14 protein-coding genes and 1 pseudogene are annotated in these 16,341 nt (G+C 58.7%); 2 read left to right on the plus strand and 13 right to left on the minus strand.

What is annotated here, in order from left to right; genetic code table 11:
- Positions 1-222: 222 nt before the first annotated feature.
- From DQ405_RS00290 to DQ405_RS00325, 8 genes and pseudogenes are all read right to left on the minus strand, one after another.
- Positions 223-1,056 carry a thymidylate synthase gene (locus tag DQ405_RS00290; protein ID WP_168422385.1) on the minus strand — a complete coding sequence of 278 codons (834 nt, stop codon included), beginning with the start codon at positions 1,054-1,056 and terminating at the stop codon, positions 223-225.
- Entirely contained in the window at positions 1,053-1,559 is a 507-nt protein-coding gene (locus DQ405_RS00295; protein ID WP_168422386.1) for a hypothetical protein, read from the minus strand. Before DQ405_RS00295 ends, DQ405_RS00290 begins: the two co-directional genes overlap by 4 nt.
- Positions 1,556-3,625, minus strand: coding sequence for a tyrosine-type recombinase/integrase (locus tag DQ405_RS00300; RefSeq protein ID WP_168422387.1), 2,070 nt, complete (start codon positions 3,623-3,625; stop codon positions 1,556-1,558). The genes DQ405_RS00295 and DQ405_RS00300 overlap by 4 nt, the downstream gene beginning before the upstream one ends.
- Positions 3,622-5,970: a site-specific integrase gene (locus tag DQ405_RS00305; protein WP_168422388.1), complete on the minus strand. Its 2,349-nt coding sequence runs from the start codon at positions 5,968-5,970 to the stop codon at positions 3,622-3,624. Before DQ405_RS00305 ends, DQ405_RS00300 begins: the two co-directional genes overlap by 4 nt.
- Positions 5,967-7,223 (minus strand): tyrosine-type recombinase/integrase, encoded by a 1,257-nt coding sequence (locus DQ405_RS00310; RefSeq protein WP_174824636.1) that lies wholly within the window; start codon positions 7,221-7,223, stop codon positions 5,967-5,969. Before DQ405_RS00310 ends, DQ405_RS00305 begins: the two co-directional genes overlap by 4 nt.
- Before the next feature lie 91 nt (positions 7,224-7,314).
- Positions 7,315-7,863 (minus strand): annotated as a pseudogene (locus DQ405_RS00315) (thymidylate synthase); the annotation flags it as partial.
- A gap of 106 nt (positions 7,864-7,969) precedes the next feature.
- Positions 7,970-8,770 carry a prolipoprotein diacylglyceryl transferase gene (gene lgt / locus DQ405_RS00320; protein WP_168422389.1) on the minus strand — a complete coding sequence of 267 codons (801 nt, stop codon included), beginning with the start codon at positions 8,768-8,770 and terminating at the stop codon, positions 7,970-7,972.
- 10 nt (positions 8,771-8,780) lie between these two features.
- Positions 8,781-9,563: a sulfite exporter TauE/SafE family protein gene (locus DQ405_RS00325; RefSeq protein ID WP_168422390.1), complete on the minus strand. Its 783-nt coding sequence runs from the start codon at positions 9,561-9,563 to the stop codon at positions 8,781-8,783.
- Between the two features lie 112 nt (positions 9,564-9,675).
- Here DQ405_RS00325 and DQ405_RS00330 point away from each other — a divergent pair, with 112 nt between their 5' ends.
- Positions 9,676-10,449, plus strand: coding sequence for an NRDE family protein (locus tag DQ405_RS00330; protein ID WP_168422391.1), 774 nt, complete (start codon positions 9,676-9,678; stop codon positions 10,447-10,449).
- Here DQ405_RS00330 and ptsP read toward each other — a convergent pair.
- The gene (gene ptsP, locus DQ405_RS00335; RefSeq protein WP_168422392.1) at positions 10,446-12,719 is read right to left on the minus strand and encodes a phosphoenolpyruvate--protein phosphotransferase; all 2,274 of its coding nucleotides are present in this window, start codon (positions 12,717-12,719) and stop codon (positions 10,446-10,448) included. The two genes, DQ405_RS00330 and ptsP, sit on opposite strands and share 4 nt — an antisense overlap.
- A gap of 19 nt (positions 12,720-12,738) precedes the next feature.
- Positions 12,739-13,218, minus strand: coding sequence for an RNA pyrophosphohydrolase (locus DQ405_RS00340; protein ID WP_031310843.1), 480 nt, complete (start codon positions 13,216-13,218; stop codon positions 12,739-12,741).
- A 179-nt stretch (positions 13,219-13,397) separates the two neighbouring features.
- Here DQ405_RS00340 and DQ405_RS00345 point away from each other — a divergent pair, with 179 nt between their 5' ends.
- Positions 13,398-14,051 carry a histidinol-phosphatase gene (locus DQ405_RS00345; RefSeq protein ID WP_168422393.1) on the plus strand — a complete coding sequence of 218 codons (654 nt, stop codon included), beginning with the start codon at positions 13,398-13,400 and terminating at the stop codon, positions 14,049-14,051.
- Positions 14,052-14,141: 90 nt separating this feature from the next.
- Here the strand turns inward: DQ405_RS00345 and DQ405_RS00350 are convergent, their stop codons facing one another.
- From DQ405_RS00350 to DQ405_RS00360, 3 genes are read right to left on the minus strand one after another with little or no spacing between them, the layout of a single operon-like run.
- Complete coding sequence (locus DQ405_RS00350) at positions 14,142-14,609, minus strand: DUF2269 family protein (protein ID WP_168422394.1); 468 nt, start codon at positions 14,607-14,609, stop codon at positions 14,142-14,144.
- Positions 14,606-15,874: an SDR family oxidoreductase gene (locus tag DQ405_RS00355; RefSeq protein ID WP_168422395.1), complete on the minus strand. Its 1,269-nt coding sequence runs from the start codon at positions 15,872-15,874 to the stop codon at positions 14,606-14,608. Before DQ405_RS00355 ends, DQ405_RS00350 begins: the two co-directional genes overlap by 4 nt.
- On the minus strand, positions 15,874-16,314 hold the full coding sequence (locus DQ405_RS00360) for a DUF2269 family protein (RefSeq protein ID WP_168422396.1): 441 nt from the start codon (positions 16,312-16,314) through the stop codon (positions 15,874-15,876). Before DQ405_RS00360 ends, DQ405_RS00355 begins: the two co-directional genes overlap by 1 nt.
- Positions 16,315-16,341 lie beyond the last annotated feature (27 nt).

The following is a 16,341-nucleotide window of genomic DNA, read 5'->3' on the forward strand; positions in this document are numbered from 1 at the left end:
CAAGAGGACAGCACTGAGCCCTAGCACACCTCCTCTCCCTAGCACTTGATTTTTGTTGCGCAGGGTGTCGACCAGATCTACATCTTGGAATCCTTGTGGGCTTCGCTCAACGCTGACGCCAAGCATAGTTGGCATACTAGACAGGGAGGCAATGAGCCGGGTGGCGCGTCTCAAACGTTCGAAACGCTTGCCTCACCAGGCTCAAGGCCACCCCCTAGGAGATCAGATCGACACAGGGGCAGAAATGTGGGGATGCGGGTCGTAACCCACGATTTCGAAATCCTCAAACTTGTAGTCGTAGATGCTGTCCGGCTTACGCTTCAGAATCAATTTAGGCAAAGGTCGAGGCTCACGAGTCAATTGCAACTTCACTTGTTCAATATGGTTGAGGTAAATGTGAGCATCCCCCATAGTGACCACAACTTCACCAACACCCAAATCACATTGCTGAGCCAGCATATGAGTCAGGAAACTTACCCCAGCCAGGTTGTACGGATTTCCGAGTAGCAGATCGCTAGATCGAATATATAGGTGCGCCGACAACTTTTGGTTTGCCACATAGAACTGGTAGAGCAAGTGGCAAGGAGGCAGTGCCATTTTTCCGTTCCGCGCATTCTCCTGAGGACTTACTGACTCGTCTGGCAGGTATTCGACGTTCCATCCGTGGAACAGGATGCGACGGCTGTTCGGATTGGTTTTGAGCGTATGAACGACATAGTCGATCTGGTTGATGGTCTTCCCATCCTGAGTCGGCCATGCAGTCCACTGCTTCCCATAGATTGGCCCGAGATCACCATCCTCAGTCGCCCACTCATTCCAGATGCTGACACCATGCTCCTTGAGCCATTTGGTGTTGGTATCGCCGTTCAAAAACCAGATCATCTCATTGATGATGCTCTTGAAATGCAGCTTCTTGGTGGTGAGCAGCGGGAAGCCATTTTCCAGATTGTGGCGGAACTGGCGACCAAAAACGCTTAAAGTGCCGGTCCCTGTGCGATCGCTTTTCTCGACGCCGTTCTCCAAGACATCGGCCAGCAAATCGTGGTACATCTTCATTTCCATTCCTCTAAATTCGCGCTGACCAAATGCAGCGCGTCACGCAGCTTCTGAATTTCAGTATCCTGCAGCTTTATCTTTAAACGCAGATCATCGACGATCTGCACGTAGTAGTCCCTGGACTCAAGGACAGTGTTCAACCGCTTATCAAGCGAGGCCCAGGAACTCTCAGTTTCCTGATGCCTATTGAACCAATAAAGGACCTCCAAACGACTCTTTTCAAGGCGCTGCATCAGAATCGCCTTAGGATCCTGCTTCTTCTCAGCCCTAACCTTGTGAGCAAGCACTTCCATACGGCGGTTTTCTTTAATGGCTTCTAGGCGCTCCAAGGGCCACCGTCGTTGTCGGATAGTGTTGCGATGGATGCCCGTGATCCGGCTGAGCTCAGCTGCAGTCGGTTTCAAAGATACATCTGCTGAGATCTGCATAATTCCTCGTGCCAGCAGCTCAGTGTTCTTGTCGAAGTCGAGCTGATTTTTGACATCAAAAGCCTGGCCCGTCATAACTCGACCTCCTCGCCCAAATACTCCAACACACCCTTCGCTTCTGCCACCGCGGCACGAAGGTCTTCTTCAATCTGGGCGGATGGCGGAGAACTCAGTGCCAAGCTGCTCTGGACATAGATCTCACGCCACTTAGGGGCATGAGCTTTCGTGATCACGGCGTTTTTGCACCGGTTCGGATTGCAGCGCAGCGACCCGATGCAGGGGAGAGTCTCATCATGCTCCTCGCGCTGGCTGCCGTAACAGAAGCCTTGGCCCACGTTGATGATCGCCAGCCGCTTTTTCGCCATCTGGGCGATGATCTGCTCCTTGGTGTAACCGGCTGCCATGTACCCGCTGAATACCTTTCTCATCCGCGCCTTATGGCTCTCTGCGTTCGGGCCGGCGTAGTTTCCATCAGGATCACAGAAACTCATGATGTACTCCTCCTCCGCCAGCTGACCGGGGGTCTTGCCAGAGGAACGGCCACCTTTAGACAGGATCTCAGCGATCGCCCCATAGCCAAGCGTGACCGTACTAAAAGCTTTGTTTTGACCAGCACCGCCAATGAGATTCCCAAAGTGCTTCAACTGATGAGAGATGAACGGAAGCCCGAGCTCAGCCCTGGCCATTTGATAGGCCAAGGTGTGCCGCAACGTGTAGGGAGAGAATTCAAGAGTCTCTAATTCTTCGTCTGTCAGAATCTCCTCGAAGAAAACGCTGAATTGGCGTGCAATCCCTTTTGAAGGCATCGAGGCTGGCTCGCCGCCCTGACCAACCATCAGCACACTGGAAAACAGATAGGGATTCTGCTTGATCTTGGCGATGAAGCAGGCAGCACGAATGGCGTCGCGTACGATGGGAATCGCAATCCATTTGTCGTCAAAAAGCTTGGCCAAGCCCTGCCGGTGTTTGATGACGTTACTGACCAGAAGCCAGTAATCACTCTCTTGCTCTATGCACGACTCAACCAAGATCTCGGAGAGTTCTGAGGGGCGCATGCCGGTGTACTGCGCTACGAGATAACATGCACTGTAGGAGACGAAGTTGATGTACCGACGGAAGTCGTCGTCCAGCTTCGCCTTCGTGAGCTTGCTTAAGGTTTCCGATGCCTTGAAATCATGGAGCTTAAACTCCGACTGGAACTCCGGTCGGACACGATCCATCGCAGCAGCCATCGCATCGGAATCATAGCCATTCCGTCGAAGTCGCAGTGCCACGTACAGGTCGAACTTGAACCGCGTTAACCCATGAGCCTTGGCCAGGGAGTACCCGCCTGCGTTTTGGCGGGTCAGGGAAACCAGGTCATCTACAGGCTCTCCAAGTGTGCTCAGGAAGTCGACGACAGCAAACGATGCCTCGCGGGAGGCCTTCTCGAACACGTCGTTCGGAAGGATTCGATAGGCTCTCTCGGACTCATCCATGTGCTTGCGTACCTTGGCCCAAGCCAGCGACTCAAGCTCTACATAAGGAAGTGACTCCGCGAAAATATGTTCCTCAAGAAATGGCGACCTGACCAGGGTGAAGAATCTCTTGAGATCAGGGCCGTAAGAAAGAGGATGGGCGAGTGCCGCTTCGCGATACATGCCCGCATCGAAATACGACAGGCCATGGTAGCCAACCTCAAAAAATTCATCCGTCATGAGCTGTCGTGCCTGCCCTGACATCGTGTTCAGAAAGCTCAGGCCGGCCTTGAACCACGCAATGGCGGTGTTGGCCTTGACGCCCCTTGGAGACGCCAGTGTTCGCATGGCCGACGGCATTTTCAGCCAACAATACATCGTTACCTTCACTTCCAGAATCGCTGACTGGTTGAGCAATGGGTACCACTCAAAATTGAGTCTCTGCTTGCCGCCTTTGACGTTCCTGGCAGCATTCGGGTAATCATCATTGAAGTCCCAAACAGAGTCGCCCAAGGAGGAAAGCTTACTAACAGGCAACGCCATCAGTGCGGTGTACCAGGAAAGCGCCTCAAGTGGCACCAAGCTAGACTCGGCAATGTTCTTCTGAAGACCCAACAGAAGGACATGTGAGGCACTCCGCCATTTCTTGAAGGCTGCGAGCTCAGGCACGATGGCTTGGCTCATAACGCAACCCCCTCAATTAGGATATTGATTTGCAGGTTCTCAGAGAGGCGCTCGGCCTTGGCCAGCTCTTCTATGGAAAAATCAGAGGTCTCCGGATCTAGGATGCTGTTGAGCACACTGAGGTTGTCCAAGATCACCGTTCCGTAGGGCGTGTCGAGCACCCGGTTGACCTCGATCATGCGCTGGTAGTCACGACGCCTGGCAAAGAGCTCCGGCAGGTGCGACACAGTGATGATGCTGTTACTGCACGAGAGACACTTGTTGAACAGCGTGCAGGGCTTGCTGGGGTCGTAGCCCGCCAGACCTTTGATGAAATCTGGCGGGTCGAACACGTTCATGCAGGTAGCCGTGCCCGCCTCCAGCAACACCTTCTCAGAGGCCTGCTCAATCGTTCGGGTCGGAATGATCTTTGGAGCTTCGTTCAAGGTGTCTTGGTGTATTTCATGAAGCACTTTATTCAGCATTCGGCGCGCCACTGGATTGAAATCCATCCGATCCAGATACGCCATGGTAGTTCTGAGACTCTTATGGCCCAGAAGCACCTGAATCTCGCGCGGGGACACACCGCGCTCGATCAGCTCGCTCACAAAACTTGGCCGAAAACGTGAAGCTGAGAGCTTGAGCGGATTGCGGTCCTCATCGAGCAGACCATGATCCTGCGAGAACTTCTGCAAAATCTTGCAGAGCAAACTGTGGCTAGAGTTCTCGACGGAATCGATCACACCATATTTAGTCCCAGAGCTTGAGCAATAGATGAACAGCTTTGTCTGGACTTCTGGTGGTGCTTCCGCTCGAATGTTACGGGTCAAAAATATAACATCATCAAAAACCTGCTTGACCGCACGCCCTTGTGAAGTGGTCAGCCACGAAATATCGGCATGGAACAGATCAAGGTGAAGCACCTTCTCGCCCTCAGACCTTTCCTTCCAATAAATCAGGCACGGCCTATCCGTCAAATCATGACGTTCGATGAAATCATCTAGCTCAAGCCCCAACAGTGAATCTGCGTTCATGCCTGTAACTTGGGCAAGCCTTGTGATGTACGGAGCCAGTACCCGAGCATCAACTTGGTATAAAACTCCCCAATCTTTGTAGACTTCGGAGATCGTCTTAGAAGATCGTTGAATAATCCGAATGAAAGCTCTCTCGTAGGCATTATCGCGGTCAAACGTCCTGAAGTTAACCGGGGTACATGCTAGTTTGCTCTCAAATATCCATCGAGCATTATCGAGGGTCCCATAGCCTTTGCGGATACCCCCCTCAAAGCCAACTGGATCTTCACCAGCGAGGCTGACTGCATAGGGCTGAGCCAGGCGGTTGGTTTCTTCAACTTCTTGCAGGATGGCACTCGAAATGCGAGTCCGCTCAACCGAGGCATAGGGTCTGTATTGATCGGTTTCACGTTTGACATCAAAGCCCTCGGCTTCGACGAAGCCGGCCAGCCCCAAGCCCTCAATCTGAAGCGCACGTCTCATCATTTGGCGTACCGTGCTCATCAACGTACTGCAGTGGCCGGTCGACAGTGAGCGCTCAAGGATCTTGTCCTGGAGATAACCTCTGAACCTAGGGAGGGTATAGCCGGTGACGAGTTCACGGATGTCTTCCTGGCCCGTGTAACTCGCTGTTTTTAGATAGTCTCGGTACCAGTTAAACGCCTGGACAGATTTTACCTGGGCGGTGGCAATACAGCCTCTTTTTGACGAGGCACTGAAGAGGTGCAGCAGATGATGAAAAGGGCGCTCGGCATCTGGCGGCGCGATGTCGGAAAACCGATTGATGTGGACTGCACGTAGGGCCCGGAAGGCGTCTTGCACCGTTTCTGTCTTTTCAGTTGGCTTCTTCGAGGCGATGCGCTGTGCGACGGTCTGATAGTTGGGGTCAAGGACACCAAGCCGCCGGAGGTCATCAAGGATCTCCTCGAACGTAGCCTTAACTAACTCAATCCTCCTCGCCTCGTGAAAGCCAGCCAGTTCAGGGATCTCGCTAATGTACCCCTGGTACCGGATGGTATTGGCATTCACTGGGATGGCCAGTTTCTCTTCTTTGGACATACCCTCGTACCAGGCGAGAAGCCTGCGACGCCAATCGCAAGCAAGCGGGGTATGGCCTGGGACGATAATTCCCTCCTCGCTCATTGCTTCCAGGATGGGTTGTAAAAGCGGTGCCCTTGATAAGACTGTCGTCTGAACCAAGTTTGTATGCTCGGCGACGTAGCTAGTAGACACTGCAAGGTCATCACCCCTATTGAGACGAATCTTAAGCAACGACTCCCGCTCATCAGTGGCGCGGGCTACAAACGACTCGATGGCAGCGTCTACCTGAGCACTACTTAACCGACCACTCATTTCATGTCTCCCGCATCAATTCTCAGGCGCGTCTGCAGGGACAACTCGGCCATTTCACCCGCTTTCGTCTTGGTTTCAGTTCCAGGACTGACGAGCTTCTGATAGAGGTCGAACGGGATTTGGGTATAGGTTTCCGATGTTTTGAGCTGTGAGTGACCCAGCGTCTTCTGTACGGACACCAACCGATCGAGGTAATCGGTGCCGATGTCCGGCGTCCTGAGCAGAGCATAAGCGTTCCCGTGCCTCAATTTATGCGGGGAGATCATTCTGTCTATTTTCATCAGGCAAAGGGCACGCTTGGAAGTGCGTTCCAAGAGCTTGGAGATCGAGCGTGCGGTGAACTGGCCGCCTTCCGCATTTAGGAAGGCAGGGGTTGCTTCTGCACTGGGGAATTGGCGCTTGTACATTCTGTAGAGCGGTGAGGCGTGATACTTCTTCACTCGCAGCAAGGTGGCACGACTGACCAAGGTGTCACGCGGCTTGAAGGAGTCAGCAGGGCCTTTGCTGCCATCGATACGGAGAGGGCAGTAATCAGCATTGACGGGCTCAGAAATACCCCGAGAGATGAACAAAGTGTCCTGAAACCTAAGCGCGTCATCGATCGCCTTTAGGGTCACTCGCGGGACTTCTGAGCGCCGCAGGCCTGTGTCGTAAATAAACTGGAGCAGACAGCGCTCTCGCTCGCTCTGCGTGGCTAGGATGAGCTCTCTGAGGTTGTGCAGAGAGCACGCGACCACCAAACTCTTATTCGGACGAGGGGACAGGTATCCCGCGACATAGGGATTCGGTGCAGTTCGAGGAGCCGGAACATCGTCTACTCCCCGGCATAGCGAATTGTTGAAGAATGCCATCAGGGAGCAATCCCGATTGCGCAGCGTCTTCTTCGAGATTTCCTCGATCTCGCGGAGGTGAGCGAAGTACTCCTCAATGACGTGGGTTCGTATTTCCAGAAAGGCAGAGTCACGTTCGCAATCCCGAAACTCCCGACGCCCCATCAGGTACTCATGGGTATACCCAAGGTTGCGGCCATATGTCAGAGCTGATTGCTCGGAGATCAGGGCATTACGAAGCCCATGCGACAAGAAACCCGAAATCAAAGGCATCAGGCGCTCGTCGTCATCAAAGACGGCTGCCCCCGTAAGCTTCACGGCTTCATGAATTTGGGAAACTTCGGTTGTGTTGTCCCGCCTGGTCGGGGACTCACTGAACTCTAGGATCTTTCCCCTGATTGATATCACCTTCACTACTTCCATTCTCCTCGAAGCCGCCCGCACCATACACAATGTGCAAATCGTACCGGGGCACAATAAACGAGCTTGGAAGGCAGTGTTATTACGCAGCCTTTGCGTACTGTGCGATTTCCTCCAGGGGGTATAAAAGGAAAATGTCGGCCGAGCGCTGGTACAGCTGGCAGCTGAGCTTGCCGTCGGCAACGTAGAACTGGAACAGCGCGTGGCACGGCGGCAGCGCCATCTGGTCCACCAGGGCGGGGTTCCACGCCGACACAATCAGCCGGCGAGAGTCCGGATTGGTCTTGATCATCTCGATCAACTTGGCGATCTGGTCGACCGATTCACCGTTCGGTGCCGGCCAGTTGCGCCACTGATAGCCGTAGACCGGCCCTAACTCGCCGTTCTCGTCGGCCCACTCGTCCCAGATGCGCACGCCGTTTTCCTGCAGATAGCGGACGTTGGTATCGCCCTGCAGGAACCACAACAGCTCGTGAATGATGGATTTCAGATGACACTTCTTGGTGGTCACCAGCGGGAAACCGTCCGCCAGGTCGAAGCGCATCTGATGGCCGAACACACTGTAGGTGCCGGTGCCGGTGCGGTCGCTCTTGAAGGTGCCGTTTTCGCGCACATGGCGCATCAGGTCGAGATACTGTTTCATCGATGGGCTCGAAGCGGGCGCCGAGGCGCGGTGAAAAGAAACCTGGGAATAGTAAGAGCCGACGCCCGACTTGTCTCGCGCTTGGCGACGAAGCCGGGCGAGCGGTTCATGCCGGTGCTTTGGCCGGCTCATGGCGATAACCCCAGGCGATCATGCCGAGGCCGATCAGCACCATCGGCACGCAGAGCACTTGTCCCATGGTCAACCAGCCAAACGCCAGGTAGCCAAGTTGCGCATCGGGTACCCGCACGAACTCGACGATGAAACGGAAGATCCCGTAGCAGACCGCGAACAGCCCCGATACCGCCATGGTCGGCCGCGGCCTGCTCGAATAGATCCAGAGAATGACGAACAGCGCCACGCCTTCCAGCGCGAACTGGTAAAGCTGCGAGGGATGGCGCGCCAATTGCTGCGGATCGGTGGGGAACACCATGGCCCAGGGCACGTCCGTCGCCTTGCCCCACAGCTCGGCATTGATGAAGTTGCCGATGCGCCCGGCACCCAGCCCGATGGGTACGAAAGGCGCGATGAAGTCCATCAGCTCGAAGAATTTCTTGCCGTTGCGCCGCGCAAAGATCCAGCTGCATAGCAGCACGCCGATGAGGCCACCGTGGAACGACATGCCGCCCTTCCACACTTGAAATATGAGCGTCGGATCGTTGAGGTAGGACGCCAGATCGTAGAACAGCACGTAACCCAACCGCCCGCCGACGATCACGCCCATGGCGACCCAGAACACCAGATCGGAGAGCTTGTCCTTGTCCCAGCTCGGGTCGAAGCGGTGCAGCCGGCGCGATGCCAGCAGCCAGGCGCCGCCGATGCCGATCAGATACATCAGGCCGTACCAGTGGATTTGCAACGGGCCTAGCGAAACGGCCACAGGGTCTATCTGCGGATAAGGCAGCATCCAGGTTTCCTCAGATCAAGAAATTGATACCCACGCTGAGCAGCGACAGCGCAAACAGGCGCCGGAGCATCAGCGCCGATAATCGATGTGCCAGCTGTGCACCGATGCGCGCGAAGAACATGCTGGTGATGGCGATGCCGAACATCGCCGGCAAATAGACGAACCCCAGGCTCCATTCCGGCAGATGCACATCCTGCCAGCCAACCACCGCGAAACTCAACGCGCCGACAATGGCGATTGGCAAACCACAGGCGGCGGATGTCGCGACCGCCTGCTGAATGGGCACGCTGCGCCAGCTGAGAAAGGGCACCGTCAGGGACCCACCACCGATCCCGAAGATCGCCGACGCCCAGCCCACCACCATGCCCGCCAGCGTGAGCCCGGGCTTACCGGGCACGCCGCGGCTGGCCTTGGGCTGAAGCGAAAAAGCCATCTGAATCGCCATGGCAATGGCGAACACGCCGATGATCTTCTGCAACATAGGCCCTTGGATCGCCGCCGCGGTGACGCTGCCCAAGACCGCCCCGAGCAGAATGCCGATGGTCATCCACAGCACCACCGGCCATTGCACGGCGCCCTTGTGGTGATGGGCTCTGATCGAGTTCAGTGAGGTGAAAATGATCGTCGCCAGCGACGTGCCGACCGCCATGTGGGTCAACACCAGCGGATCGAAACCCTGCATCGTGAAGCTGAAGACCAGCACCGGAACAATGACCATTCCTCCGCCGACACCGAACAGCCCCGCCAACACGCCAGCAACCCCACCGAGCAGCAGGTAAAGCGCGAACTCCATCGGACCACCCTGAAAAACAAAGCAGCATGGTAGCCGAAAAGCGGGAACAGGTTGCCGAGTCGGGCTGCTTGGCTTCAAGCTGCCGGCTTCGAGTTTCCAACTGAGCAGACCTATGTGCCTGATCGTATTCGCCTGGCGCCCGAGTCATGCGCTGCCATTGATTGTCGCGGCCAACCGTGACGAATTCCATGCGCGCCCGAGCCTGCCGTTGGGGATATGGGAGGACGCACCGCAGATCATCGGGGGACGCGACCTACAGGCAGGCGGCACCTGGCTTGGGGTTGGAGCGGCGGGCCGCTTCGCCGCGCTGACCAATATCCGTGCGCCCGAAACGCCAGCCGGGGCGCGCTCCCGCGGTGAGCTTCCCGAGCGTTATTTGCGGGGTGAGTTGTCACCGCAAGCCTATCTGACCGAGCTGACCGGCCATCTCGAGCACTATTCGGGGTTCAATCTGCTGGTCGCCGATGCGTGCGAGCTGTGGTATCTCAACTCAAGCACGGGCACGCCGGAACAGCTATCGGCCGGCATCTACGGCTTGTCCAACGCGGCATTGGACAGCCCCTGGCCGAAACTCCTGCGCACCCGCGCGGCGCTGCATGGTTGTATCGATGCACCGGAAGCGGAAATCCTGCTGCAGCTGTTGAGCGACCCGCAACCCGCAGCGGATGACGAGCTGCCCAGCACTGGGGTGCCCTACGAGTGGGAGAAGAGACTGTCGAGCGCGTTTATTGCCAGCGCCGACTACGGGACTCGCGCCAGCACCGCGCTGATCCGTCGTGCTGACGGCTCGACAGAGATCGTCGAGCGTCGCTTCGGTCCGGCTGGTGCGCTAGGCGACAGTCGCATCAGCCTGCCGCCGTTCAGCCAGCAGTCAATGCTGGGCTAGAGCGCCGCCGACGGGTTGACCATTCGATCCAGCCCGAGGTTGCGCAGGGTCAGCTGCACGGTGGCATGAATCACCTGCGGACTGTCCATCACCATCACCTTGGTCAGCAGCTCGCGCGCCATGGTCGAGCTGATCTGGCGCAGCATCCATTTCACCTTGGGCAGGTTGGTAGCGTTCATCGACAGGCTGTCGAAACCCATCGCCAGCAACAGGATGGCAGCGCCGGGATCACCGGCCATCTCACCGCAGATACTCACCGGCTTGCCTTCGTCATGGGCCTCGCGGACGACGCGTTGCAGTGCCTCGAGCACCGCCGGGTGCAGGTAGTCATAGAGATCGGCCACACGCGGATTATTGCGATCGACCGCCAGCAGGTACTGGGTCAGGTCGTTCGAACCCACCGAAAGAAAATCCACCTGACGCGCCAGTTCGCGGGTCAGATAGACCGCTGCCGGCACCTCGATCATCACGCCGATCGGCGGCATCTCGACGTCGGTGCCTTCATCCCGCACCTCGCCCCAGGCGCGATGGATTAGGTGCAGCGCTTCTTCCAGCTCGCGCGTGCCGGAGATCATCGGCAGGAGGATGCGTAGGTTATTCAGCCCAGCACTGGCCTTGAGCATGGCGCGGGTCTGCAGCAGAAAAATCTCGGGATGATCCAGGGTGACGCGGATGCCGCGCCAGCCAAGGAAGGGGTTTTCTTCCTTGATCGGGAAATACGGCAGGCTTTTGTCACCGCCAATGTCCAGGCTGCGCATGGTCACCGGCAGCGGATGGAAGGCCTGCAGTTGTTCGCGATAGATCGCCATCTGCTCCTTCTCGCTGGGGAAGCGCTCCTTGATCATGAAGGGCACTTCGGTTCGATACAGACCGACGCCTTCGGCACCGCGCTCCTGCGCCCGCACCACATCGGCCAGCAGACCCGTGTTGACCCACAGCGGAATACGCACGCCATCGGTGGTCTCGCAGGGCAACTCGCGGAGGATATCCAGACCCTCGGAGAGCTGACGCTCTTGTTCGGCCAGGACCAGGTATTGCTCACGCAGCACCTTGGCCGGATTGGTGATGATCTCGCCGCGCGTACCGTCGATGATCAGCTCAATGCCATCGACTTTCGAATACGGCAGATCGACCGCGCCCATCACCGTAGGTATGCCCATGGCACGCGCCAGGATCGCGACGTGGGAGTTGCTCGAACCGAGCACCGAGATCATCCCGGCCAGCTTGCCTTCCGGCACCTCGCCGAGCATAGAGGGCGACAGCTCCTCGCTGACCAGAATGGTGTGATCTGGATAAGTCAGGGTCTGCTGGCGAGCCTGCTGCAGGTAACCGAGCAGGCGACGACCGATGTCCTTGACGTCCGAAGCACGCTCGCGCAGATAGGCGTCGTCCATCATCTCGAAGCGCCCGACGTGATCGCTGACCACCTGGCGCAAAGCGCCCTGAGCCCACTGGCCGGTACGGATGACCTTCGATACCTCGCCGCCCAGGGCGGAGTCGTCGAGCATCATCAGGTAGACGTCGAACAGCGCCCGTTCTTCCTTGCGCATCTGCGTAGCGAGCTTCTCCGACAGGGCACGCATGTCGGCACGCACGGCCTCGAGCGCGGTCTCGAACAGCTCGAGTTCGGCGGGAATATTATCGATTGCCTTATCCGGCACCACGTCCAGGTCAGCCGGCGGCAGAACAACCACGGCCGTACCCACGGCCGCGCCGGGCGCGCCGGGAATGCCGATGAAGCGAGTTTCCTGAATACCCTTGCCCTGCCGACCCAGGCCGCGGATCGAGCCGGTCGCTTCGGCATGGGCAATGACCCCCGCGAGCTGCGCACTCATGGTCACCAGGAACGCCTCTTCGCCCTCGTCGAACAGCCGCTGCTCTCTCTGTTGAATGACCAGAACGCCCATCACCCGCCGATGGTGGATGATCGGCGCACCAAGGAATGAGGCGTAGCGCTCTTCGCCGGTCTCGGCAAAGTAGCGATAGCGCGGGTGCTCTGAGGCATGTTCGAGGTTGAGCGGTTCCTCGCGGGTTCCGACCAGACCGACCAGGCCCTCGTTGGGCGCCATGCTGACCTTGCCGATGGCTTTCTTGTTCAAGCCTTCGGTGGCCATCAGGACGAATCGACCGGATTCGGGATCGAGCAGGTAGACCGAGCAGACATGGCTGGCCATGGCCTCTCTCACTCTCAGCACGATAATGCCCAACGCCGCCTTGAGGTCCTTGGCGGCATTCACTTCCTGGACGATCTTGCGCAGCGTGCCGAGCATGCTCAGGGGCTTTCTCCCGTCAGTCCCGCGCCAGGAGGCGCGGGGCGAGTTCTTTTAAGGCGCGACGATAGACCTCACGCTTGAAGGTGACCACCTGGCCCAGCGGATACCAGTAGCTGACCCAGCGCCAGCCGTCGAATTCGGGCTTGCCGGTCAGATCCATACGCACCCGATCCTCGGCGCCGGTCAAGCGAAGTAGAAACCACTTCTGTTTTTGGCCGATGCACAGCGGCTGGCTGTGGGTACGCACCAGGCGTTGCGGCAGACGATAGCGCAACCAGCCTCGTGTACAGGCGAGGATCTTCACATCCTGCTGCTCAAGCCCCACTTCCTCGTTGAGTTCGCGGTACAGCGCCTCTTCGGGTGTTTCGCGCGGATTGATACCGCCCTGCGGAAATTGCCACGCGTCCTGATTAATCCGTCGAGCCCATAGCACCTGCCCGGCATCATTGGTCAGGATGATGCCGACGTTGGGACGAAAACCATCGGAGTCGATCACGGCATACAACCTCGCAAACGCATGTCGCGGCATTGTTCCACAAAATGACGATAAGCAGAAAGCGCGCTGAACGGCCATTGATCAACCGCCTCAGGATGCCGGGCTACCGCCTTGCGGGTGCCATGTGCGGGGTAATCCCGCTATGCTTCGCCTCTTTTCATCGCTCCGAGGAACGCAGCGTGCGCCTGGCTCTATTCGATCTCGACAACACCCTGCTGGCCGGTGACAGCGACCACGCCTGGGGCGAATTTCTTTGCCAGCGTGGCCTGGTCGACGCCGAGTCATATCGCGCCCGCAACGATGCCTTCTACCAGGACTACCTCTCCGGGGAGCTGGATGTCGAGGCCTACCAGAACTTCTGTCAGGAACTGCTGGGCCGCAGCGATATGGCCCAGCTGCAGCAGTGGCACACCGAATTCATGCGTGACCATATCGAACCCATCATGCTGGCCAAGGGCGCAGCACTGGTGCGCCGGCATCATGAGGCCGGTGATCGGGTGGTGATCATCACAGCCACCAACCGTTTCATCACCGGGCCGATCGCCGCGCGGTTGGGCGTCGATACGCTGCTGGCCACCGAGTGCGAGATGCAAGACGGCCGCTACACCGGTCGTCTCACCGACGTGCCCTGCTTCCAGGAAGGCAAGGTCACGCGCATCGAGCGCTGGCTTGAGGAAAACGACCAGAGTCTGGACGACAGCTATTTCTATAGCGACTCGCGCAACGACCTGCCATTGCTCGAGCGGGTCAGCCATCCCGTCGCCGTCGACCCCGATCCCACTCTGCGCGAGATTGCCCAGCAACGCGGCTGGGACATCATTAGCCTGCGCTAGCTGGGGTCGGTTGCCGTTGCTTTCCGGCCGACCCGCCTTTCGGGTTGGCACGCGTCGTTGGTGTGATTGAGCGGGGAACAGCAACAGCCCCTAGGCGCCCTTGCCGACCATCAAATAGAAGATGGCCACGAACGAGAGGAAAGCCGGCCAGCCAAGCGCAAACCACCAGCGCATGTAGCGAAAGGCCGCCTCGGGCAGGGGCGTGCCGTCACGCAACGCCTGTTCGGCCAACTTGTGCACTCGGATTTGCAGCCACACCACCGGCAACCAACAGGCGCCAGCCAGCACGTAGAGACCGATGCTCCACATCAGCCAGGGCTGACTCAGGTCGAAGCCGGCCAGGTGCACCAGGGCCAGGCCACTGAGTGGCTGAATGATCGCCGTGGTCGCGGTGAAGGCCCAGTCGGCGAACACCAGGTGCCGGAAGGTTACGGCGATCACCTCAAGCTTGCCGCTGCGCCAGGCGCGCCAGCTGTAATAGGCCGAGCCCAGCCCTGTGCCGAACAGCACCGTCGAGGACAAGATGTGAAGCGTTTTGAGCAGCAGATACAGGCTCATCGCTGTCCCTCCGGCATGGGTTCGCTCCATAACAGCCAAAGCGTGGCCACCAGCAACACGAGGTTCTTGCCAATCGCGGCAAAGGGATCGAACCAGTAATGCGGCAACCACAGGCTGATGATCAGCATGTAGCCAAGCATCAGTATTATCTGCGCCTGCAAGGCATGACGGCGCCAGCGGCGCGACAGCAGCCCCAGGCCAAGCAGCGCATCCGTCAGGGCACCGGCAACAATGGCCACAGCGGCAAGCAGGCCCCCTACGCCCAACTCCGCCATGATCCGCAGGCCCCAGTCGTAACCTGGACCGAGGCAGACGGCGGCCGTGCCCAGCCAGATCAGTACCAGCACCGCCAGCAACACGGGACGCAGGGCCATCGCCGCAGTCTGTTCCCGTCTCGGCCAGTCAGCCAACCGGCTCGCAAGCGGCGCGGCCGCCCCACCACAAGCAGCTTTCATTGCGTCGGACGAGGCCAGGTTGTCGCGTTGCGCCAGCATCACCGTCTGGGAATTCAACGCCTGCCAGCCGAAACGATCACCGAGCCGTGCGCCCAGCCTTGAAAGCGTCGGGGGAATCCGAACATAGCGCCCTGGTCCCCAGCCCTGAGCGGCACGCAGCCGATCAAGCAACTGTGGCAGCGTCAGCGCCTCGGCGCCTACCAGCGGGATCACAGCGGGCTCCGCTGGCCAGTTGCGCAACAGCCCAAGCACTGCCGCGACCAGGTCATCGACATGCAGAGGCTGCGCCCGAGCCCGAGTATCGAGCAACGGAATCAGCGGCCAGGGCGACAGGCGGACCAGCCAGCGGCTGCTTGCCCCGCCCTCGCCGAGCACCAGCGAGGGGCGCAAAACAACTGCCTGAATCTGTAACGAGAGAAGGTGTTCATCGGCGGCGGCCTTGCTGGCCAGAAAGGGTACGTCCCGCTGTGCTCCCGCACCCAGCGCGGACAGCTGGATAACCCTAGCGCCGTGGTGCGCAGCGAGATCGAACAGCGCGCGTGTACCACGGTCCTGCACGCTGGCGAGGTGGTGCGCATCAGTGCTCAACACACCGGTGGCGTTGACCACCAGGTCGATGCTGTCCGGCCAGTTGAACCGCTCGGGATGGCTGGCCAGGCTGGCGAGATCCAGCGACTGCCAGCGCACGCCCGGAAGCTCGACGCCTCGTCCCGAACGCGAGGTCGCGATCAGCTGATGGCCTTCGCCCTGCAGTGCCCGCAGCAGATGCCGGCCGATTAAGCCGCTGGCCCCCACCAGCAGGATGCGCATCAGACGGGCTTGGCTCCCATCAGCCCCATGATGGCGACGAGGATCAGCAGGATCAGGCCTGCGTAGACCAGCGCGAAGCGCGGCAGTTTGGCCGGCGCGGGCTCGTCACCCAGCCCCTGCCAGGCGCGCAAGCGTCCACCCAGCAACAGGCCGAGCGGCACCAGCACGAGAAACAGCACCGAACTGGCCAGCAGCCACAGCTGGCCCAACGGAAACCCGGCCAGATGCGCCAGCCACCAGCCCGTCAGCGGCAGCAACAAAGCCAGAATGGCCAGCAAAGGAAGAGAAAACAGCCGTGTGCGGCGCAGCTTCTGCTGCAGCACGGCTGTATCGGCGCGGCGCCAGGCCTTCCACAGCATGGCGATGTGGGCGATCAGCCCAAGTGTCAGGAGAATCGCCAGCGCGGTGTGGACGATGTTCAACAGCTGATAGTGTTCCATGTTCTCGCCAGTGCTCTGTTCGGTTAG

The organism is Pseudomonas sp. SST3 (assembly GCF_003325755.1).